Annotated in this window: 3 protein-coding genes; all 3 read right to left on the minus strand. The window is 43.1% G+C overall.

Going from position 1 to position 18816, the window contains the following annotated elements; all coding sequences use genetic code 11:
• Positions 1–11: 11 nt before the first annotated feature.
• Genes DX873_RS19085 through DX873_RS10640 form a run of 3 tightly spaced genes read right to left on the minus strand, consistent with a single transcriptional unit; the run spans position 12 to position 18644 of the window.
• Complete coding sequence (locus DX873_RS19085; RefSeq protein WP_232520896.1) at positions 12–14318, minus strand: T9SS type B sorting domain-containing protein; 14307 nt, start codon at positions 14316–14318, stop codon at positions 12–14.
• Between the two features lies 1 nt (position 14319).
• Positions 14320–16377 (minus strand): PorP/SprF family type IX secretion system membrane protein, encoded by a 2058-nt coding sequence (locus DX873_RS10635; protein WP_116184416.1) that lies wholly within the window; start codon positions 16375–16377, stop codon positions 14320–14322.
• Between the two features lie 5 nt (positions 16378–16382).
• Complete coding sequence (locus DX873_RS10640) at positions 16383–18644, minus strand: T9SS type B sorting domain-containing protein (protein ID WP_116184417.1); 2262 nt, start codon at positions 18642–18644, stop codon at positions 16383–16385.
• Positions 18645–18816: the final 172 nt, after the last annotated feature.

The raw sequence follows: 18816 nt of genomic DNA on the forward strand, positions 1-18816 counted from the left end.
CAGGTTAAGCGTCAATCTCGATATAGGGTAAAATTGCTGATAAACTCCCGGTCATCATTTTCGCCTTGCAGCTTAATAATGTACCAGTAATCACCAGTTGGCAGTTCGTTGTTGTTGTAAATGCCTGTCCAGCCAGCATCGCCATATTCCATGCGATAGAGCTCTCTACCATAACGATCAAAAATGATCATTAGTACGTTCGGGAAGGCTTCTAGGTTGTCAGGCAACCAGGTATCATTTATACCATCACCATCAGGTGTAAAGAAGTTAGGAATCTCTATGTCTATGAACTCCATAAAGATTTCCATAGTGACTTCACAACCGTTTTGATCTACCACGGTAACGGGATAGGTATCGGTTCGGTTGATGATGAAGGTATTATCGGTTCCATTGTTGATATCGCCAAAATAGAAGGTATAGTCTTCCAGACCTCCTGAAGCAATAGCTGTAATTTCGTTGATGTTGCTGTTTTCCAGTTCCAAAGTCAGGGGTTCAAAACCTTGAATGGTGAAATCAACTGTATTTATACAACCATTGGAATGTGCAATGGTCAAGAAATGGTCACCAGGAGCAATATTGGTAAAGTTTGATGACAACTGCATGTCCGCTGGATCGGTTGAATCCAAGGCATAAAGTACATCGGCCATTACATTGGTGTCCTCAAACACTACCTCAAGAGCATTTGTAGGTAAAATTCCTGAACAAGTATATATTGGCGTAACAGTTGCCGCAAGGTTCACACCTGGATTGATTTCCACAAAAACAGTGGTCTCACATCCTTGAGCATCCCTAACAAAGACCACGTGGGTACCGGCCGTAAGGTTTTGGAATGCAATCTGATCCTGAACGAAATCGGTATCAAGGTTAGAATCCAAAGCAGTTTCAAATGGAGCAGTACCTCCCGTGATGTTCAATTCAAAAGATCCATCAGCACTATCGAAACATACCTCATGCATCACATTGATTGCATTTGCTTGTAAAGGAGCAGGTTGTTCAATTTCAAATTGGAATGTCATAAAACAACCATTTCTATCTTGGGCAATTACATCATAGATGCCTGGAGCCAGGTCAGTAAATGTGCTTACCGTATCAAATTGGTCAAGGTTAGGAGTAATAGCATAGAAAATATCGCCGGTTCCTCCAGAAACTTCAACGGTAATGGTACCATCATCAAGACCCGCACAGGTTACATCGGTAAATTCTTCTCTGTCTATTTGCAAAGGAGTTGGATCTACAATAGGGATTTCTGCGGAAACCTCAACACAGTCTTGACTGGTAACCCGTATGTAGTAACTTCCGGCAACAAGACCACTGAAAGTACCATCATTTTGTGGTCCTGACACTAAGTTGGTCAGAGCGGCATCACCGAATAGTTCATAGCTATAATTGCCGAGACCTCCTGTAGCTTGACCAATAATGGTAGCCGAAGCTTCTCCAGTACAATTGATCATTGCTGCAGAATCATCCACAGAAATGGTCAGCGCAGGTATGGCATCAATACTCACTTGGTTTGAGATTTGTGCCTCACAACCAAAGGAGTCCCTTACGTAATATTGATATACTCCAACCCCAACAGTGAAAGTATGTGTATTACCACCACTCATTGGAACATAGACAACACCATCTACACTAAACTCATAAGGTCCAGTTCCTCCAACAGCCGTCAGTTCTGTTTGTGCCTGGTTGGCGCAGGTCATTGCGCTTACTTCTATTAATGAAGCCATTACATCCGAAGGCTCAGAAATTGTAACCTGAATGGTTTCCATACCACAGCTCCATCCGTCAGAAACGGTAATGCTGTAGATTCCGGCCCCTAGATTATCAAAAGCAGGATTGCTCTGGGCCCCAGAAGTGCTCATTATTGTAGTTCCTGTTGGATCGTAGTAATTCAATTGATATTGATAAACTCCCTCTCCACCCAAAACATTGATTGCAGTAACCGTTGCATTGGTGTCACCGTAGCAAACCAAAGTGGTAGGAGTTGCGTCTATGTCAGCAGTGATTGGCGTAGGCTGTACTAGCGTGATGGGTTCGTTGATAACACAACCTGCATCATCGGTAATTTGAACATCGAACAATCCAGCAGACAGATTTGGGAACACTACGCTGATTACATCAGTAGCATTGTACACCTGTCCCGTAGTGGTGTTCGTAAGTTGAATATCATATGGGGTAAATCCACCTGTTGGGGAAACCTCAATTTCACCAAGGTCATTGCTACAAGTTACATTGGCCACCTCAACCGGAGTAGCTGTCAAAGGCATATCTGGTGAAGCAATGGTTATGGTGTTGGAATCTTCCACACATAGTGGATTTCCTGTTTCCGTAACCCTTACGAAGTAATTTCCACCTGAGAAACCAGAAATGGTCATCGGATTGGTCGCAGTGTTACCAGAACCAGTTGTTCCAGTGGTAGTACCGTCTGCATTGAATACCTCATAGTTATAAGCACCTGTATATCCTGTGATATTGATTTCAAGTGCTCCATTGGTGTCACCAAAACAAATAGCAGGAGCAGTTGGGGTAGCTACCACCTCTATTAAATCATATGGCAAGATTTCATATGGGGCAGTATCCACATAACAACCTGTATTGGTATCGGTTACCCTAAAGGTATAACTACCAGGAGCCGTCAATTCAAACGTTGAGGTAACATTTGTAGGAGTACTTGTTTGAGTGCCCAATGGATTTCCAACAGGCAACAACTCAAACGTATACACATTGCCAGGATTGCCATCATCGGTTACTGTCAATAGCACCTCTTCTGGATTGGCACAGCTTATGGCAACGTTTTGCGTTACAGCCACCGTAAAGGTGTTTATTGGCTGAATAACTACCGCATCAGTATTGGAACATGAATTGGCATCTGTTACAAATACAGTTATGTTTTGAACGGCACCGGTATCCAAGACATCAAAAGTGTTTGAAGTTTGGAAGTTTACATTATCGATACTGTACAAGTATGGTCCGGTTCCGCCTGAAGCAGTCACGGTTATTGTTGAGGTGTTCACCGTATTGCCTGGATTACAGACAAAGGCTGTAGCCGAAGCAGAAACATTCAATACTGTAGGCTCTGTCACGGTTTGATCAAAGAAATCCTCACATGCTCTGGATGAAATCACACGTACTCGGTAATCTCCCGCAGGAAGATTATCAAATACTGGACTAGTCTGTGCAAAGCGGTATGGAGTCACCAAATTGGACATTTGATACAACTCGTAGGTATATATTGGGTCGACAACTGTTACCGGGTCTAACTCTACTGTCAAACTTCCATCAGCTCCACCGTTACAGTTAACTGGGTCTTCAACAACATTGGCAATTACGGGATCTACCTTGTCATCCAATTCTTGTGTAACTACGGCCGTACAAGGTGTAACAGTATCTCCATCAGTTATGGTAAATGTATAGATACCAGGCTGGGTAAGTCCAGTAAATACGCCTGTAGCGTTGCTTGCAGTTGTAAATCCATCAGGGAACAAGACATCAAAGGACAAGTTGGCAGATCCACCAGTAACATTTACAGTTACATGTCCTCCTGGGTCAAGGGTACAATCAATCGGTTTTACAACAGTTGTGGTTGCAGTCATGGCATCCAAAAGAACAACAGGACCTACGGTAGTTGTACAAGACCATTGATCGGCAATCAACACTTCGTATGATCCAGCACCAAGTCCTGAGAAAACCGTTCCGGTCTGTGGAGAACCAACATTGGAACCATTTCTTATCAGTTGGTAGGTATAATTACTATTCTGACCACCAGTTGTTCCAACAACCTCAATTTCACCTTGAAGGGCTGTACAATTATCTTGATTGATTTGTAGTGTAGCAGTAATTGCTGTTGGGTCGACTAGGTTTACGTTGGCCAATTGGTGTTCACATCCAAACTGGTCGGCTACCCATACCTGATAGTCAGTGCCAGCTCCGGGACCACCTGCAAGACCTGTGAACAAAGGCGATGCTTGATAACTTCCAGGATATGTAGGCGCTGGATTTGAAGCCAAATCCACAAAATAGGTATAACCTCCCCATCCTCCGGCGGCATTGATAATTTCAATGGATCCATCATTAAGGGTACAGGTTACCGGGGTTACTTGTGTGGCTGCAGAAATTCCAACACTAGGACCGTTAATGCTAAAGGCTATGCCATATACACATGCGGCGCCTGGCGGATTGGTATCTGTAACCTCAACGTAGTAGTTTCCTGCGGCAAGACCGGAGATAGTGAAATTACCATCTGCATCAGAACCTGGAGATGTTACATCATCGGCCAAGTTACCTGGTGTGTTGTTAATGTCATGGTATAACGTATAGCTAGTTGCACTAGCATAGGTAATACTTCCTGCGTCTTGAAGATCTAGCTCAACGGTGCCGTTGGCATCTCCAAAGCAAGTAATATTGGTGGTGTTGACCACAATTAAATTCAGTACTTCAGGATCAGCAACCGTATGGGATGTTGAAATAATACATCCTGTTACTGTATTTCTCACTTCAAAATTATGTGTGCCTACTGCCAATCCAGTAAAACTTCCAGACGCCTGGAATACTCCAGCAGGTAACAACCTGAACTCATAGTTGGCAGGTGTAGTAGTTGAATTGGTAATTGACCCTGTTGCGGTAATGGTGATATCCTCACCCGTTACGCAGGCAGCCACGGCATCAATGGCGATGCTTGCAGACAACAATTCATCAAACGGCGCAATGGTTTCTGTTGTGGAACCAAGACAGCCGTTGTCATCATAAACATTGATGATATAACTACCGCCAGCAGTATTTGTTTCTGTGTAAACATTGTTGGATCCTGTTTGAACCACAACATCATCACCAGGAGCTGCGGTACCCTGATCGTTGATAAACTCATAGATAACGTAAGTCCCACTTCCTCCTGTTATGGAAGCAGTATCTACAGTAATAGTTGCATTGTCCATATTGTTACCCGCAGAACACCCAAATTCAACCACACTTGTATTAACATTGGCGATTACATCTGGTTCATTAATGGTTTGAGTCAACGTGGAAGTACAACTGTTGGATGCTGTTATTTCAATAGTGTATGTTATACCGGCAGCCAATCCTTCTAGTCCACTGAACGTAGCGGTGGTAGCAGTATTGGATGATGGGGCAATTGGGAACACCGCAGAGCTGCCAGGACCTGAAATTATTTCAAAAGTATAAGGACCTGTACCAGTGTCAACTGCACTAACCGAAATTGTACCATTATCATCTCCATTACAAGTGACATCCGTGAAGGAATCTATGTTGAAGGAAGGCATGATAATAGCTGGAACATCAACCACAATGCTGCCTAAACAGTTAGGCACAGAGGTGTTGGTGTCGTAGACAGTCACAGTATACGAACCAGCTACACTTGCTCCCGTCCAAACGATGGAACTTCCAACAATGGCCGTTCTTGCTTGATCTACAGCACCAGGACCGTCAATTTCATAGTCGTAGCTTCCAGAACCAGCTGTAATGTCAATTGTGATTTCCGCATTGTTTGCTGGTGCAATATCACAATCCAACAAAGTGGTTAGGGTTGCATTGAACTGTAACGGGGGTTGTATATTAAAAGTCTGGGTGTCGATACAACCATTTAGGTCCCTTACCGCAATGGTCTGACCCATTCCAGAGTTCAACCCGGAAACTGTATACTGATTACTTCCATCGAAAGTGAAGTTCTGATAAGCGGTACCGTTCGTGCTAATTTGGAATGGTGCTGAGGCCGTTCCTGGATTGGTTAGCGTAACCAGTACTTCAAAAGTTCCCTCATCAACACATTCATCAACAATAGCTAGGGAAATTTGGGGACTTGGGTCTTCAAGAACCGTTATTGCCCTTTGGAAGATACAACCGTATGCATCCATAACATAAACGATGTAATTGTCTGCTTCTACATTCACAGAGGTGGTGCTTACCCAACCTGGAGATGCAGCAGTTGGTGCTGGATCGGTGCTCAACAAATATTGATATTGATAAGGAGCAGTTCCAAATCGTCCAGTTGCTGTAATCACTCCAGCATTTGGATTACAGTTATCGTTTTGTGGGCTAGCCACATCAAGATCCAAAGCGTTGGCGGATTCACGTATTGTGAATTCTCCTCCATTTACAGAACACCCGTTTACGGCACCACCTACTTCGGTGAGCAATAAATAGTATTCCCCTGGAGGCAATGTAGCAAAGTTGTTCACAGTGACTGATGCAGGTGGATTAACCGAAGCCGTACCAGTATGTCCTGTGGTTACATTGGATTGTCTGTTGAAAATTTCATATTGAACGTCAGTGGCTCCTCCATCAAATCCTGTGAAAGTAAAAGAAATGTTACCATCCGCAGACCCTGTACAACTAACATTATTCACCGCATCCAATGTTGCTGTCATCAAAGATGGGGTATTGATAGGCGCAGCTGCCTCTTCAAAGTAATAACAGTTGGTAGTTAAATCGTAAACCACAAAGGTGAACGTAATACCAGGAGTAAGTCCTGTAAAAGTAGCGGTATCTCCTCCAGGAACATCAGGTGCTTGATAGCCGCTAGAATAAGGAGCGGAATAAGTTTCCAAAATGGCAAACTCATAGTTTCCACTACCTACGGCAGAACCAACAGTTACAATTGCCGTACCACCCGAGACACAGTCGGCTGTGGCGGTAGTTACGTCAATATCCAAATCATTAGGAGGGGATGCAATGATTTCTGTTGTAAAAGAAGCACATCCATTGGCATCAACAACATCAATTTGATAGATACCAAACTCCAATACTGTAAATGTGTGATCTCTTGTTGCAGGAGTGGTAACATGCGTTTGAGGTGGAATACCATTGTTTGCAGTTAAGATGTAAGTGTACTCGGCAGTTCCTCCAGCTACTCCTGATACAGTAATGGAACCAGGATTGGTTACACCTGACATGGAATCACAAGTAATAGGCACATCAGAAGTAGTATAGGTAATAGCATTGGGTTCCGTAATAACTACTGGGAACGGAACTGAAACACAACCTTTATCATCAGTAATGGTCACCTCGTAAGAACCTGCTGGAAGCCCCGTAGTTTGTGTACCATAATTGGTAGGGCCACTTGTTTCAACCACATTGATGGTATAAGGCGCAACTCCAACTGAAGTATCGATTACAACATCTAGAACGCCGGTGCTTTCACCATTACAAAGGATGTTTGTTGGGGTCACACTACTAATTATTGGCGTATCGGCAGGGGTAACAACAATGCTGCTTGTTACTACGGTACATGCCGCTGGCAGGGTAGTATCGGTAATACGGAATTGATAGGTTCCATCTGTGTTTGTTGTAAAGACATTGCCCACAAATCCAACAGCGCTATACGTTGCTCCCGCATCATCAGACCATTCGTAAGTATAAGTACCTGAACCGCCTGAAGCATTAATGGTAATATTGGCATCAACCAAACAAGTAAGGTCGTTGTTGAGCACTGGGGTGGCCAACAATTGTGGATTAATGGTCACATTTTGAAGCGTTCCAGTACAACCAAATCCATCTCTAACATTGATTGTGTAGTTTCCAGCTGCAAGGTTTGTGAAGGTATGGGTTACTGCAGAAGCAGGTGTTGGAGTAATCCAAGGGCCTCCATTTAGGCTAAATTGGTAATCTCCGTTTCCGGCAGTTACATCTACTTGAATAGTTCCATCGTTGTTCCCGCTGTAACATGCGGTAGGGGTTGAAGTAAATGTTATAAGCGTTGGAGCAACTACTGTAAGAGCTACATCGATGGGGTCCTCACAAAGGTTGGTATCCCGAACTCGTACAATGTAATCTCCAGCAACAAGGCCTGTAAAAGTTGTAGATGGCTGATAAGCAGTAATCACACCTCCAACTCCATCTTCCAATTGGTATTCATAAGCCGGTGTTCCTCCAGTAGCGGAAGCTATGATGGTAGCCCCTCCGTTTACACACGTCATGGCTTCGGTTATTGAAGCTGAAGCAACCAAGGCATTGGGTTCAGCAAGTGTTTGGTTTAGCGTAATGCTACAGCTGTTATCCAGCACGTCCCTTACTTCAATAGTATAGTTTCCAGCAGTCAATCCTGATATGGTAACAGGGCTTGAAGTCTGTGGAGCAGAGAAACCACCACCGTTAACCTGGTATTCAAAACCGTTAACAGCATCGAAATTATCAACTTCAAAAGTGATGGAACCATCAGCTCCGGCATTACAGGTTATGTCTTGAAATGCAGTAACAGCCGCATCAAAAGCATGCCCATCTTCAATGTTGACATCTACCGTCATTGAGCTTGAACATACCTCTGGATTTTGAATAGCCTGAATATCATCAATAGCGATATCGTTACCGTTGATTACGGCAGAGTTAGTTCTAATTACAATATCAAGATTGCTATTTGCTCCAGGGTTAAGGGTAACCGAATAGTTGTGCCAATCATTGGCATTGTTGTTTTTGGGTACATTTCCAGTGGTAGTGCTTGCAATTACAGCACCCAGTCCATCCACCAATTGAATTTCAATTGAGGGATCACCTCCACCGGTACCATTTCTTAATAGGTTGAAAGCCCATAAGGATACGGTAATATCCCTGTTTGGAACTACTTCAACACCAGTTTTTTGATAAACAATTCCTCCTACCCCGGCAACTCCGCCAACATTGATGGCCAAGAACCGTCCGCCGGCATTTCCGGTATGATCATTGGGGTCTTGCCAAGATCCATAAGGACTCACAATAGATTGAGTAACGGAGTATTCCCCATCTTGGATACGATTATTAATTGCCCATCCGCAGGAATTGACAGAACCGTCTTGAGGTTCATAACAATAGGCCGGGTCAATTTCGGGAATACTAGTATTGGGACCAGAACCAAAGTCTTCAGATAATAGAATACTTGGAGCTGGTGGAATGTTACTGGTATAATTTACCGTGATAGTATGAGGCCCGACACCAACATTACTGAACACATTGGAAGTGGCAGGTGTATTTGGGGTTCCATCTAAGGCATACGTATAATCAAATGCAGCGCTGCTTGGTGTAATGGTTACGGTACCTTCTCCATCGCATTCGTAACTAACGGCTGTAGTTACATCTGGAGCACTGGGTTCTGGCTCAACTGATACAGACATGGGGAAGGTACAGTTGTTCGCATCCCTAATATAGACCGTGTGCGTTCCTGGTAACAAATAGCCAATGGAAGTGGCTGCATAATTGGAGCCTCCGTCAAAACTGTATTCATATGGAGCTGTTCCCCCTATGGCATTGGTAATTCTTACTTCTGCCCCTATTCCAGGATTACATTCTGCAAGCTGGGTTACGGCAGCAGATGCGGACAACGTCAACGGTTCTGTGATAGTATATATTTGAGTGATGTCACAATTATTGGCATCTCTAACTCTTATGTTATAGCTTCCCGCAGTTTGGTTTACAAAAGTGTTTGAAGTTTGATAGGTTGCCCCGTTGTTTATGCTGTATTCATAGGGAGCTTCTCCTCCACTAGCAGTAATTGTAATTGTTGCTTGAGCTTCTCCACTACACAAGATACCTGTATCGGACACTGAAAGAGATAACGCTGGGTCTTGAACTATGGTAATATCATAAGAAGCTTCACAATATCCAGCGCCACCATTGTTGTCCCTGACATAAACGTCGTAGTCACCGGCGCCTGTTACTGTTTCCGGATTAGTTGTGGAAAAATCCCCCGGAACAGGAGCAACCCCATCTGCTACAACTGCGTAGACATAACTGCCATCTCCACCAGTAGCTGTGATATTGATATCCGTATCTGTACCACAAGCTGTAATGTTTGGAGCGGATGCTATTACGCTTAACTCGGGATTTATCGTTATTGATGCAGAATCTGTACAATCGTTTCCATCCCTAACATCTATAGTATAGGTTCCAGAAGTAAGACCAGCAAATACATTGGTAGCTACAAAAGGACCTCCATTTAGACTGTACTCATAGTTACCATCTCCGCCAGAGGTTACATTGGCCGTAAGTGTTAGTCCAACAGCATCATCGTAGCAGGTATCGTTGGGCACAATGGCCAAAACGGGTGCCACCGCAGCACTTAGGGCAAAGGTAGTAGTAACAACACATCCATTGGAGTCGGTTACAGAGGCAGTATATGTGCCAGTTTGTGTTAAGCCAGTAAATAACCCTGTTGCGTTAGTGCCGAATGTCGTAGTATCTGGATTGGTAAGGGTAAACGTATTACCGCCCCATCCTCCAGTTGAGGTCAAGGTCACAGCACCATCAGCGATACAAGTTGGCTGTGTTTCGGAAGCACTTAAAGTCAATGCAGCTGTTGGAGCGCTGATAGTAACATTGGCAGTATCCGTACAATTAGTAAGGTTGTCGGTTACGGTGATGGTATAGGTTCCATCATCCAATCCGGTTAGGGAAACCGTTCCACTACTCTCATTGGTTCCTGAGAAAGTTGCAGGTCCTGTAACGGAGTAATTGTAGTCTGTATTAAAATCGGTAATAGTAAATAGCAGTTCGCCATCGGTATCATTAAAGCAGGTAACGTTGCTTATCAATTGCCCGGTAACATCAATTTCAGAAACAGGGTTTATGGTGAAGGATTCATCATAGGTACAACCCTTATCATCTGTTACACGGAATGTATAGGTTCCAGGGGATAAAGCATCAAAATCGGCAGTGTTTCCACTAGTAGAAGTTGCGGCTACTGGAGCTGGAGCAATAATCTCAAATGTAAATGGGGCGTTACCATCTACTGCGGTTACAGTAACATCTGAAGTAAGTGCAGGACAGCTAGGCGTTGTGGCGCTAAAAGTTAAATCCGAAGGAGGATTTAGAGGGTCGATGGTTATCGTATTGGTTGTGAACGTACAATTGTTCGCATCCCTAATGGTAATGGCATACGTACCGTTGGTCAAATTTGAAAAGGTTTCTGCCCCGGCGCCACTGAAAAAGTTAACGCCGTTTATGCTGTACTCATAAGGAGCGGTACCTCCGGCAACGTTCTGAGCTTCTATAATTCCATTTTGCAAACAGGTGTAATCTTGAAGCAACACAGCATCACCACTGATTCCTGATGTTGGTCCGCCAACAGTATAGGTTTCAAAATAATCACAAGAAGCACTTCCCTTTCTTTGGTTAAGTCTTACGGTATAGTCACCTTGGGGAAGGTTGGTGAATGACCCAGATGTATTTGTTGCTATTTCTACCCCATTGGAATCAATCAAGAAGAAGGTTACTTGATATCCATTGGTGTTGGTCATGTTGAAGGAAATTGTTCCATCATCATATCCAAAACAAGTCTCATCGGTGCTTGCAGTGGTATATTGCACCGCAGGCTCAAAGTAGATGGTTACGGTATTGGAAAACGCGTGACAATTGTTTCTATCAACGACAACAAAAGTATAATCTCCAGGGTCTAGGATATCAAAAATTACGCTTGTTTGATATTCACTTGGCGGGATATCATTTACAGATGGATACGAAGTAATGGTAGTCCCACTTTCGTTCACATAAGACCAGATGGCGTAAGTGTGAGGGGTTTGTCCGCCGGTAGATTCCATTTGGATGTTTCCTTCCCTACAAGTGATATGTTGTGATACACGGGCCTCTAAATCAAGGTCTGTAAGATCGTTAATGGTTACTTGTTCTGTATACGAACAACCATCATCTGTGGTTACCAAGACATCGTACACACCATCGTTCAAGTTTTCGAAGGTGTAATTATTATCGGCAGATGGACCAAAGGTATCCACCGTAGTGCCTCCTTGGGAGATTTCGTAGTAGTATTGTGGCTCTACATTTAGTACAGATATGGCTATTTCACCTAACCCATTGCAATCTGTATCCTGAGGAATAACATCAACCTGAAAATCTCTTTCCAATATCCCGATATTGTCCAAAATGAATACACACCCATTAGAAACGCCTTGTTGACGCATTTCTACAGTATAGGCACCATTGTTGGTGATATCAAAGCTTGGGTTGGAGTTGTAAGGAACCAACACATTGCCAGTAGCCTGATCTATTAATTGGAATTCATAGTTCAATGGCATGTTGGTCACGGTAATATTTCCATCGGTATTACAGATGATATCCCTACTAGTATATTGCGGATCTAGAGGGTTCTTGTAGATGTTGAAGTAAAATCTACTAAAACAACCATTTTGGTAGTTGATAACCAACCTGTACTGTCCAGCGTCCGAAGCCAAAAAGTCGTTTCCGGCACCTACGGCATTCCAAGTACATGAATTGTTGGTGTTGGCACAATCAGGTGTGGAAGCCGCACAACTTGATTCGTCCAACTGTTCCCAAACAATGCTGTCAGCATCAGGGATATTTACTTGAATAAGTTCAGTGTCATTTAATCCACAAAGGAATACTTCGGGTAGTTCACTACCATCATTTGGACACACTACAATTTCACCATCAACCGTATTGGAAACGTCATTGATAAGTGCAGTAATTGGGTTTGATTGTGTGGCACCAAAAAGCTCAACAGTAATAATCTCTTGAAAGCCTTTACATGGGTCAGCAACTTCTTTGTCTACAATGTAAATTCCCGTATCACTTACCAAAAGTGTACTTGGATCGTTGTCTGGATCACCATCATTCAATACGGTATCTCCAGCATCAATAAGTCCATCACCGTTGTTGTCCAGATACCAGGTATAGGCATCAAAATTATCTCCAGCATCCAGTAGAACGTCATCACCACAAAGCTGAACAGTTCTGTTGAAGTCACAGTTTTCTAGGTCATCCAAAAGAAAGTTGGTGGCTCCTGGTGTGGTAAATCCACAATTGTCAAAATCCGATACACTGGGGTCATCGGTTATTTGGTTATCGTTGATGATGCCTTCATATGTGGAATAGGCCAAATTTTCAATTTGGTCTGTACAGGCATCAATAAAATCAAAACAGTTTTGGGCAACCTGCACCCGCATACGGATTTCGGCAACCGGATCTCCTTCTTCCACTAGATTATCTGGAATGGAGAATGTTATCTCTCGAGATACAGCGTCATAAACGTAGGTAACTCCTGCAGGAACGGTGATGCTGGATTCCTGTAATGTTGTATTCGTAGGAAGAACATCTCGAATAGTATAGTTGGTGGCGTCATCATTGCCATTATTTACAAAGGACAGTACATAGTCCAAAAGTTGCCCCAGGTTTACACCAGCACCGGTAATATCATTACCTCCAATATCTTCTACACGTTTTTCAAGAACAATTTCAGGTTCAATGATTTCAACGTTGAATGAGTTGAAAAATGGATAGTATTGATCTCCGCTAGAGGTGAACCGAAAGGTAGCATCGGTTTCACTGTTCGGAATCACCGAGTTGAGAGGATTGCTCAACAAGAATATATCCGTGTCATATCCCAAGGTGTTGACGCTGTTCACATTTCTGTTGGTAGTGACAACCCCATCAAGGGTAATATTACTGTTAAAGAAGTTATTGGATGGGTTGGTGGTGTTACTAATAGTAGTAAATGAACCATTACTGGCAGCTCGTATTCTTACCCTATCTCCTGTAATTCTGTTATCTCCTTCCAAAGCCGCAACACCGATGTTTGCGTTCACGGGACCAGCTGGAATCGTATTGAATCCGCTGTAATTGATATCCACATTTGGGTTTGAGCTGTTTACACGAGCAAATCCGTCAAAAGTGGTAATAAGTTTTCCTGTTAGGGTTGGGTTTTCATAAACGATGATTAAGGTCCAACCTGCAGAAGCACCCCCTCCAGGAGAGAGTGAGCCGGTGACCGACCTAACATTGGCTATGGTATAATCCCCTTGAGGGTCTGCCTGGGCCGTTACCAAAGCGGTTACATCAGCATAACAGGCATAGGGACTATTTTGTCGCATAGAGGAATCACCACTGGTAAAGCCATCGTACAAGACCTCATCAGCGGTAATATCTACATAAGTTCCTCCAGGCACCATGAATTTTACCTGGTTGAAATCGTTTTGTCTGTTTGTACCTACCGCTTGTCCCGCTTGCTCACTGGGATAAGTCCCCGACCAATAAAGCCCTGCATATCGAATTAAGCTACAATTGGCTTGAGGATAGGTAAATGTTGCAGTACTGGAACTAAAAGTTGTGGGATCACTGTCCACGTCCACATATTGCATGTTCAACCAATCGTTATAGGTGGATGAACTTCCGGTTAAATCATAAGGGTCCTCAGGCTCTGTGGAACTTGTTCCGCCATCACGGTTAACTATGTTGTTGGCTATAAAAGTAAGGTCACCTTTGATATTGTTCTGATAACGAATATCAAACGTGTTGTACTGCTGGGATAGTCCTACAAATGAAAACAGTCCCAATGAAAGGAACAAAACCGTTTTAAGTATACGATTGGTCATTTTAGCTGTTGTAGTTTGGTTTCACACGCATGATCCACATTTCGTCATCATACGAAGCATTTAGTTTGGAATAATATGAGGTCAGGGCGTTGCTCCAGGTTTCATGTTTCTTGAGGTATACATACCTCAGATTATCCTCTGGATTTATGAAATAACTGGCACTTAGCCCCTTGGCATTTAGGTCTTTTACAAAACGGTTTGCATCGTAGGCTCTTTCAAACACATTGGCAATGATGTAATAGCCTTCTGGCAGACCGTTGATCCTATGTGATGCATAGGATACTTTTGGCACATTTCCTTTGGATTGAGCCACGTTTTTGTGAAGGATGTTGTCTCCATACTTTGATTTTGAACGACTCTTGACCGCCACAAAGTTGATGTGGGAGTCCATATTGTTCACGTTCATTATCCAAGCATCACCATGATAGTTTCCATCAAGTTGGGTCTGGTGTGCTACGATGGCGTCCTTTTTATCTTGATAGCTTTCTAAATAAACATAGTTGAGCCCATTTTTTGGGTTTTCAAAGTAATCGGCATTGATTCCTTGGGCATGTAGTTTATTCAAGAAGGCAGTAACATTTTCTGGGTTTCTGAACACATTGGCAATCAAGTAATGGCCGCTTTGAACCTGTGGAATACTAAATGTCTTGAAGCGTTTGTTGCGCTTGGTAGAATACCGAGTGGTTTTATCTCGACTAACAGCAGTGTTTTTGGCAACTTTTGTGTTCTTGGTATCGTCCAGTCTAATAACTTTTTTGGCCGAAGTGGTATTGGAAAGTCCGTGGTTAGCCAAAGGCTGGGTTTTTCTTCTGGCGGACATATCTACACTGTCCATGTTGGCAAAGTATACCTCTTTGGCTTTTTCCTCGAGTTCAGGCCTATCCCCGCTGGTCTCACGTCGGACCATTTTCATGACGTTTTCAAAGCGTCTTTCCAAGTCGTTTCTTCGGGTGCTTTCAATGGAATCTTGTCGCAACAATAGCTCATCCAAAATCGCATCGTTTTCGGCAAGTTTGTCCTTGAGTTCAGCTATTTGAAGATCTTTATCCGTAAGGTTCAAATCCTCTTCAGGTGTAGTATCGGCATCAACCAAATCTTCGTTTTCCTTTTCAAGGAGAACGCGGTCTTCAGTTAGGTTAGGCGTAAAGGAATAGGCCAGGGAAATTTCGTGGCTTACCCCAAAGTTTTCAAAATTATTGCTCAACCCTTTTTCAACCGTGTAACCCAAAGAAAGGTTTTTGTTCAGGTTGAAACCTAAACCAGCTGAAGCCCCGTAGAAATCGTCATAACCGGCTTGAATCCAGCCTAGTTTGGGTAAATCAAGAATAAGATTTCCTCCTAGCACAACGTCTTCTTCCCCTACTTTTCTTACTCTTGCAAGAGGCATTAATCTACCTTGTTCCAATATGCCAGCAGCATTTTTAAACTGATGGGTATATTGAAGGTGTCCAGAGTAGGTTTTTTCATTGAATTCCGTAACGGATTCACTGGTTTTAAGATTGTAGTCGAAAAGGTTTTCTGCAAAACCACCGATATCAAATTTCCCAAAAGAGATATTGAAACCGGGCTGGAATGTTATCAGAGAGCTGCTTTCCAAATCATTTAGGAAAGGATCTTCTTCCAGGGCATTTGCCCTATCTTGATTAAAGGCACTTTGGTAATACGAGAAATTGGCACCAAAGGTGAAGTTACTTTTGGGGCTCAATCGTACACCATACGCATAGTTTGCATGTACCCCAAAGTTGTTGAACAAGCCTTCCCTGTTGGTAAATAGACTTAGACCTACCCCACTTCTATCACTTACCCTACCACTATAGCTCAGAAAGTATACTTGATTGTTGTCATCAAAAGATACTGATTGGTTTCTGTGAAATAGATTGATATAGGACTTATCTTCCCTTACCGTGGAAAATGTTGGATTGATCAAAAACCTATTGAACTTCAACAGGTTTTGTGACGGAACATCATAATCCACATAAGGATCCTCTTCCTGGGCCTGAAGACCGGAGAAGATCAATAGCAAGATAAATAGTAATAGATGAGGTTTTTTAAATTGCATTCGGTCTATCTGATAACAGTTATGGTTCCTTGTTTTAAACTTGACCCTGCTTTAGTAATCTTGTAATAAAAGATCATGCTCGGCTTATTGAAGGCCGTGGTTGATTGGGGCCAATTGTTTTCGTAATTGGTCTGACTAAAGACTTCCTTGCCTCTTTCATTATAAATAGTGACCAAGATGTCGGTATGTCTTGAATAGGTATTTGGTAAAATCCATAGATCGTTTATTCCATCACCATTTGCAGTAATCACATTTGGAATGGCAAACGTATCCCTGAAGACTACTGTGATGACCCTGCTTATGGTACAGTTACCAAAGTTTGCAACCAACAAATACTCTCCTTCCTCTTGGAATCCGAAGGAATCCTGTGAGGAAATCAGGTTGTTGCTAGCATTGAACCACTCATAGGATTCTGCTCCACTTGCAGTAACGGTTTCAGTTTCTCCTTCAATAATAATCAAGTTTTCAGGCTTATCAAGTACCAGCAAGGACTCATCAAAGGCCCTAACAGTGATTTCATTTGAAACCAATGGACAATCGTGGGTAGTAATCGTAAGTCGGTATACCCCTACTTCATTGGCTGTTATACTTTCTGAAGCGGTTTCAATCACCTGTCCATCTTTTGACCATTCAAAAGTTTCTGTGCTAAGATCCATAGAGCTATTTAGCACAATAGGATCAGCCCCATCGCATAGAATAGTTCCGTTTGATGTAAGCTGCAAGGTTTCGTCAACAGGTAACTTTACCGTTAAGTTGTTGGAAGAAGTATTGAAGCTGTCCAGAGAACCATCCAATACATAGGTTCCGTTGTTTTCAAAGTTGGAAACGGTGATGGTTTTGGAATTTTCACCACTTAACGAACTTCCATTGTGCCTCCACTGATAAGAAAATGAAGATTGAAGTTCCGAGGTAACATCTGTTTTGGCTCCGGTATCACTAACGGCATTGATTACAGTAAGACTCAATGTGGCGTCCGAGCTTTGACAAGCAATGTAAGAACCTGCATATGCAATTACGAACTCAAAAGAATCGGGAGAAACAACAGCGGTGATTTCTGAATCAATAGGTGAACCAGTACATCCTCCACTAGTTTCCGTTACACGGGCGAAATAATCTCCAATCGCATTGATTTCCAACGAGCTACTGGTCTCACCAGAAATAGGACTACCATCTTTGTACCATTGAAAGGTTGGCGTTGTTGCTGAAGTGGTAACCGAAAGCGTTCGGGTTTGCGCAGGAAGCAATACAATGCTCGCTTCGTTTTGTCTTGTAACCTCAAAATCTCCTAGGTTTCTTATAGTAACGGCCGAAGAACGCTCTAAACATGCACCGGCTCCTTCCACCTCTACTTGATATTCTCCAGCAAAATCACTGGCGCCTGTGTTAATATTATAGGTATAGCCTTCAGAGGTTGGTCCCGCTATGGCAACACCATCTTTATACCAGGTATAATTCAGTCCCATACCGCTGATATTAGCTTCCAAAGTATGAGCGTCGCCGGCACATAGTCCAATGTCAGCAGAACCGTTTATGGCGATGCCCTGGCTAGTACCGGTGGTAATTTCAATAGTATTGGATAGTGTATTGGCCGACCCGGAACAAATAGAACCGTAGTCTAGCTCAACATAGTACATACCTGGAGTAGAGACAGTAATACTTTGGGATTTCTGTGCCAAAAGCGTTCCGCTTCTGTACCAGTTGTATTGATAAGTTCCCGCATTTGGAATGTTATGGGGGGCCAGGGTTACTGAAGCTCCTCCACACAACTGAAAAGTTCCGGATGGGGGAATACTACCGTTTCCATCTGGGCTTATTAGCAATGGGGAATTAAAATCAACAAAATGCATCGGATAAGGGTCAGATGGAGGGCTGGTCTTAGCTGGGCTAGTACTTCGCACCCTCATTCTGTAAGTTTCTCCCCTTACGTCATTGGGAACTGCAAATTGGAATTCAAAATCGAACTCGGTGTTTTTGTCACTGGCACGGGCCAGTTCTACGGGAGAACCAAAGTTTCCATTGGAATCGGAAAGCTCAAGAACGAATTCGTTATCGGAGTTTACCAATGGAGGGCTCCAAGTGAAGTTGACAAAATACTCGTTGAAATCAACGGACGCACAGGCTGCGGTCCATGCAGAACCACCCCCAAGATTGGGATTGCCAGTTGCAACCGGTTTGTTGAGAACTTGGGCTCCTAGGAAGGAGGTTCCAAGAAGCATACATGCGCACGTGAGGACAAGAATGCTATAGAGTGAACTTTTTTTCTTCATCAGCGTTAGTTTTAAGAGGTTGTGGGCAATAATGCCCTATAGTTTGTGCCCCTTAATGTTGTTCAGTTCGTTTTCGGTGCTTTTCACACCTTATTTTTCATATAGCTTTCCAATAACAAATATGATTTTATTTTCGACGAACAGAAAGATATTGTTGTGGGGTATACCAAAA

The sequence above is a fragment of the Flagellimonas nanhaiensis genome (assembly GCF_003382275.1).
Lineage (GTDB): Bacteria > Bacteroidota > Bacteroidia > Flavobacteriales > Flavobacteriaceae > Flagellimonas > Flagellimonas nanhaiensis.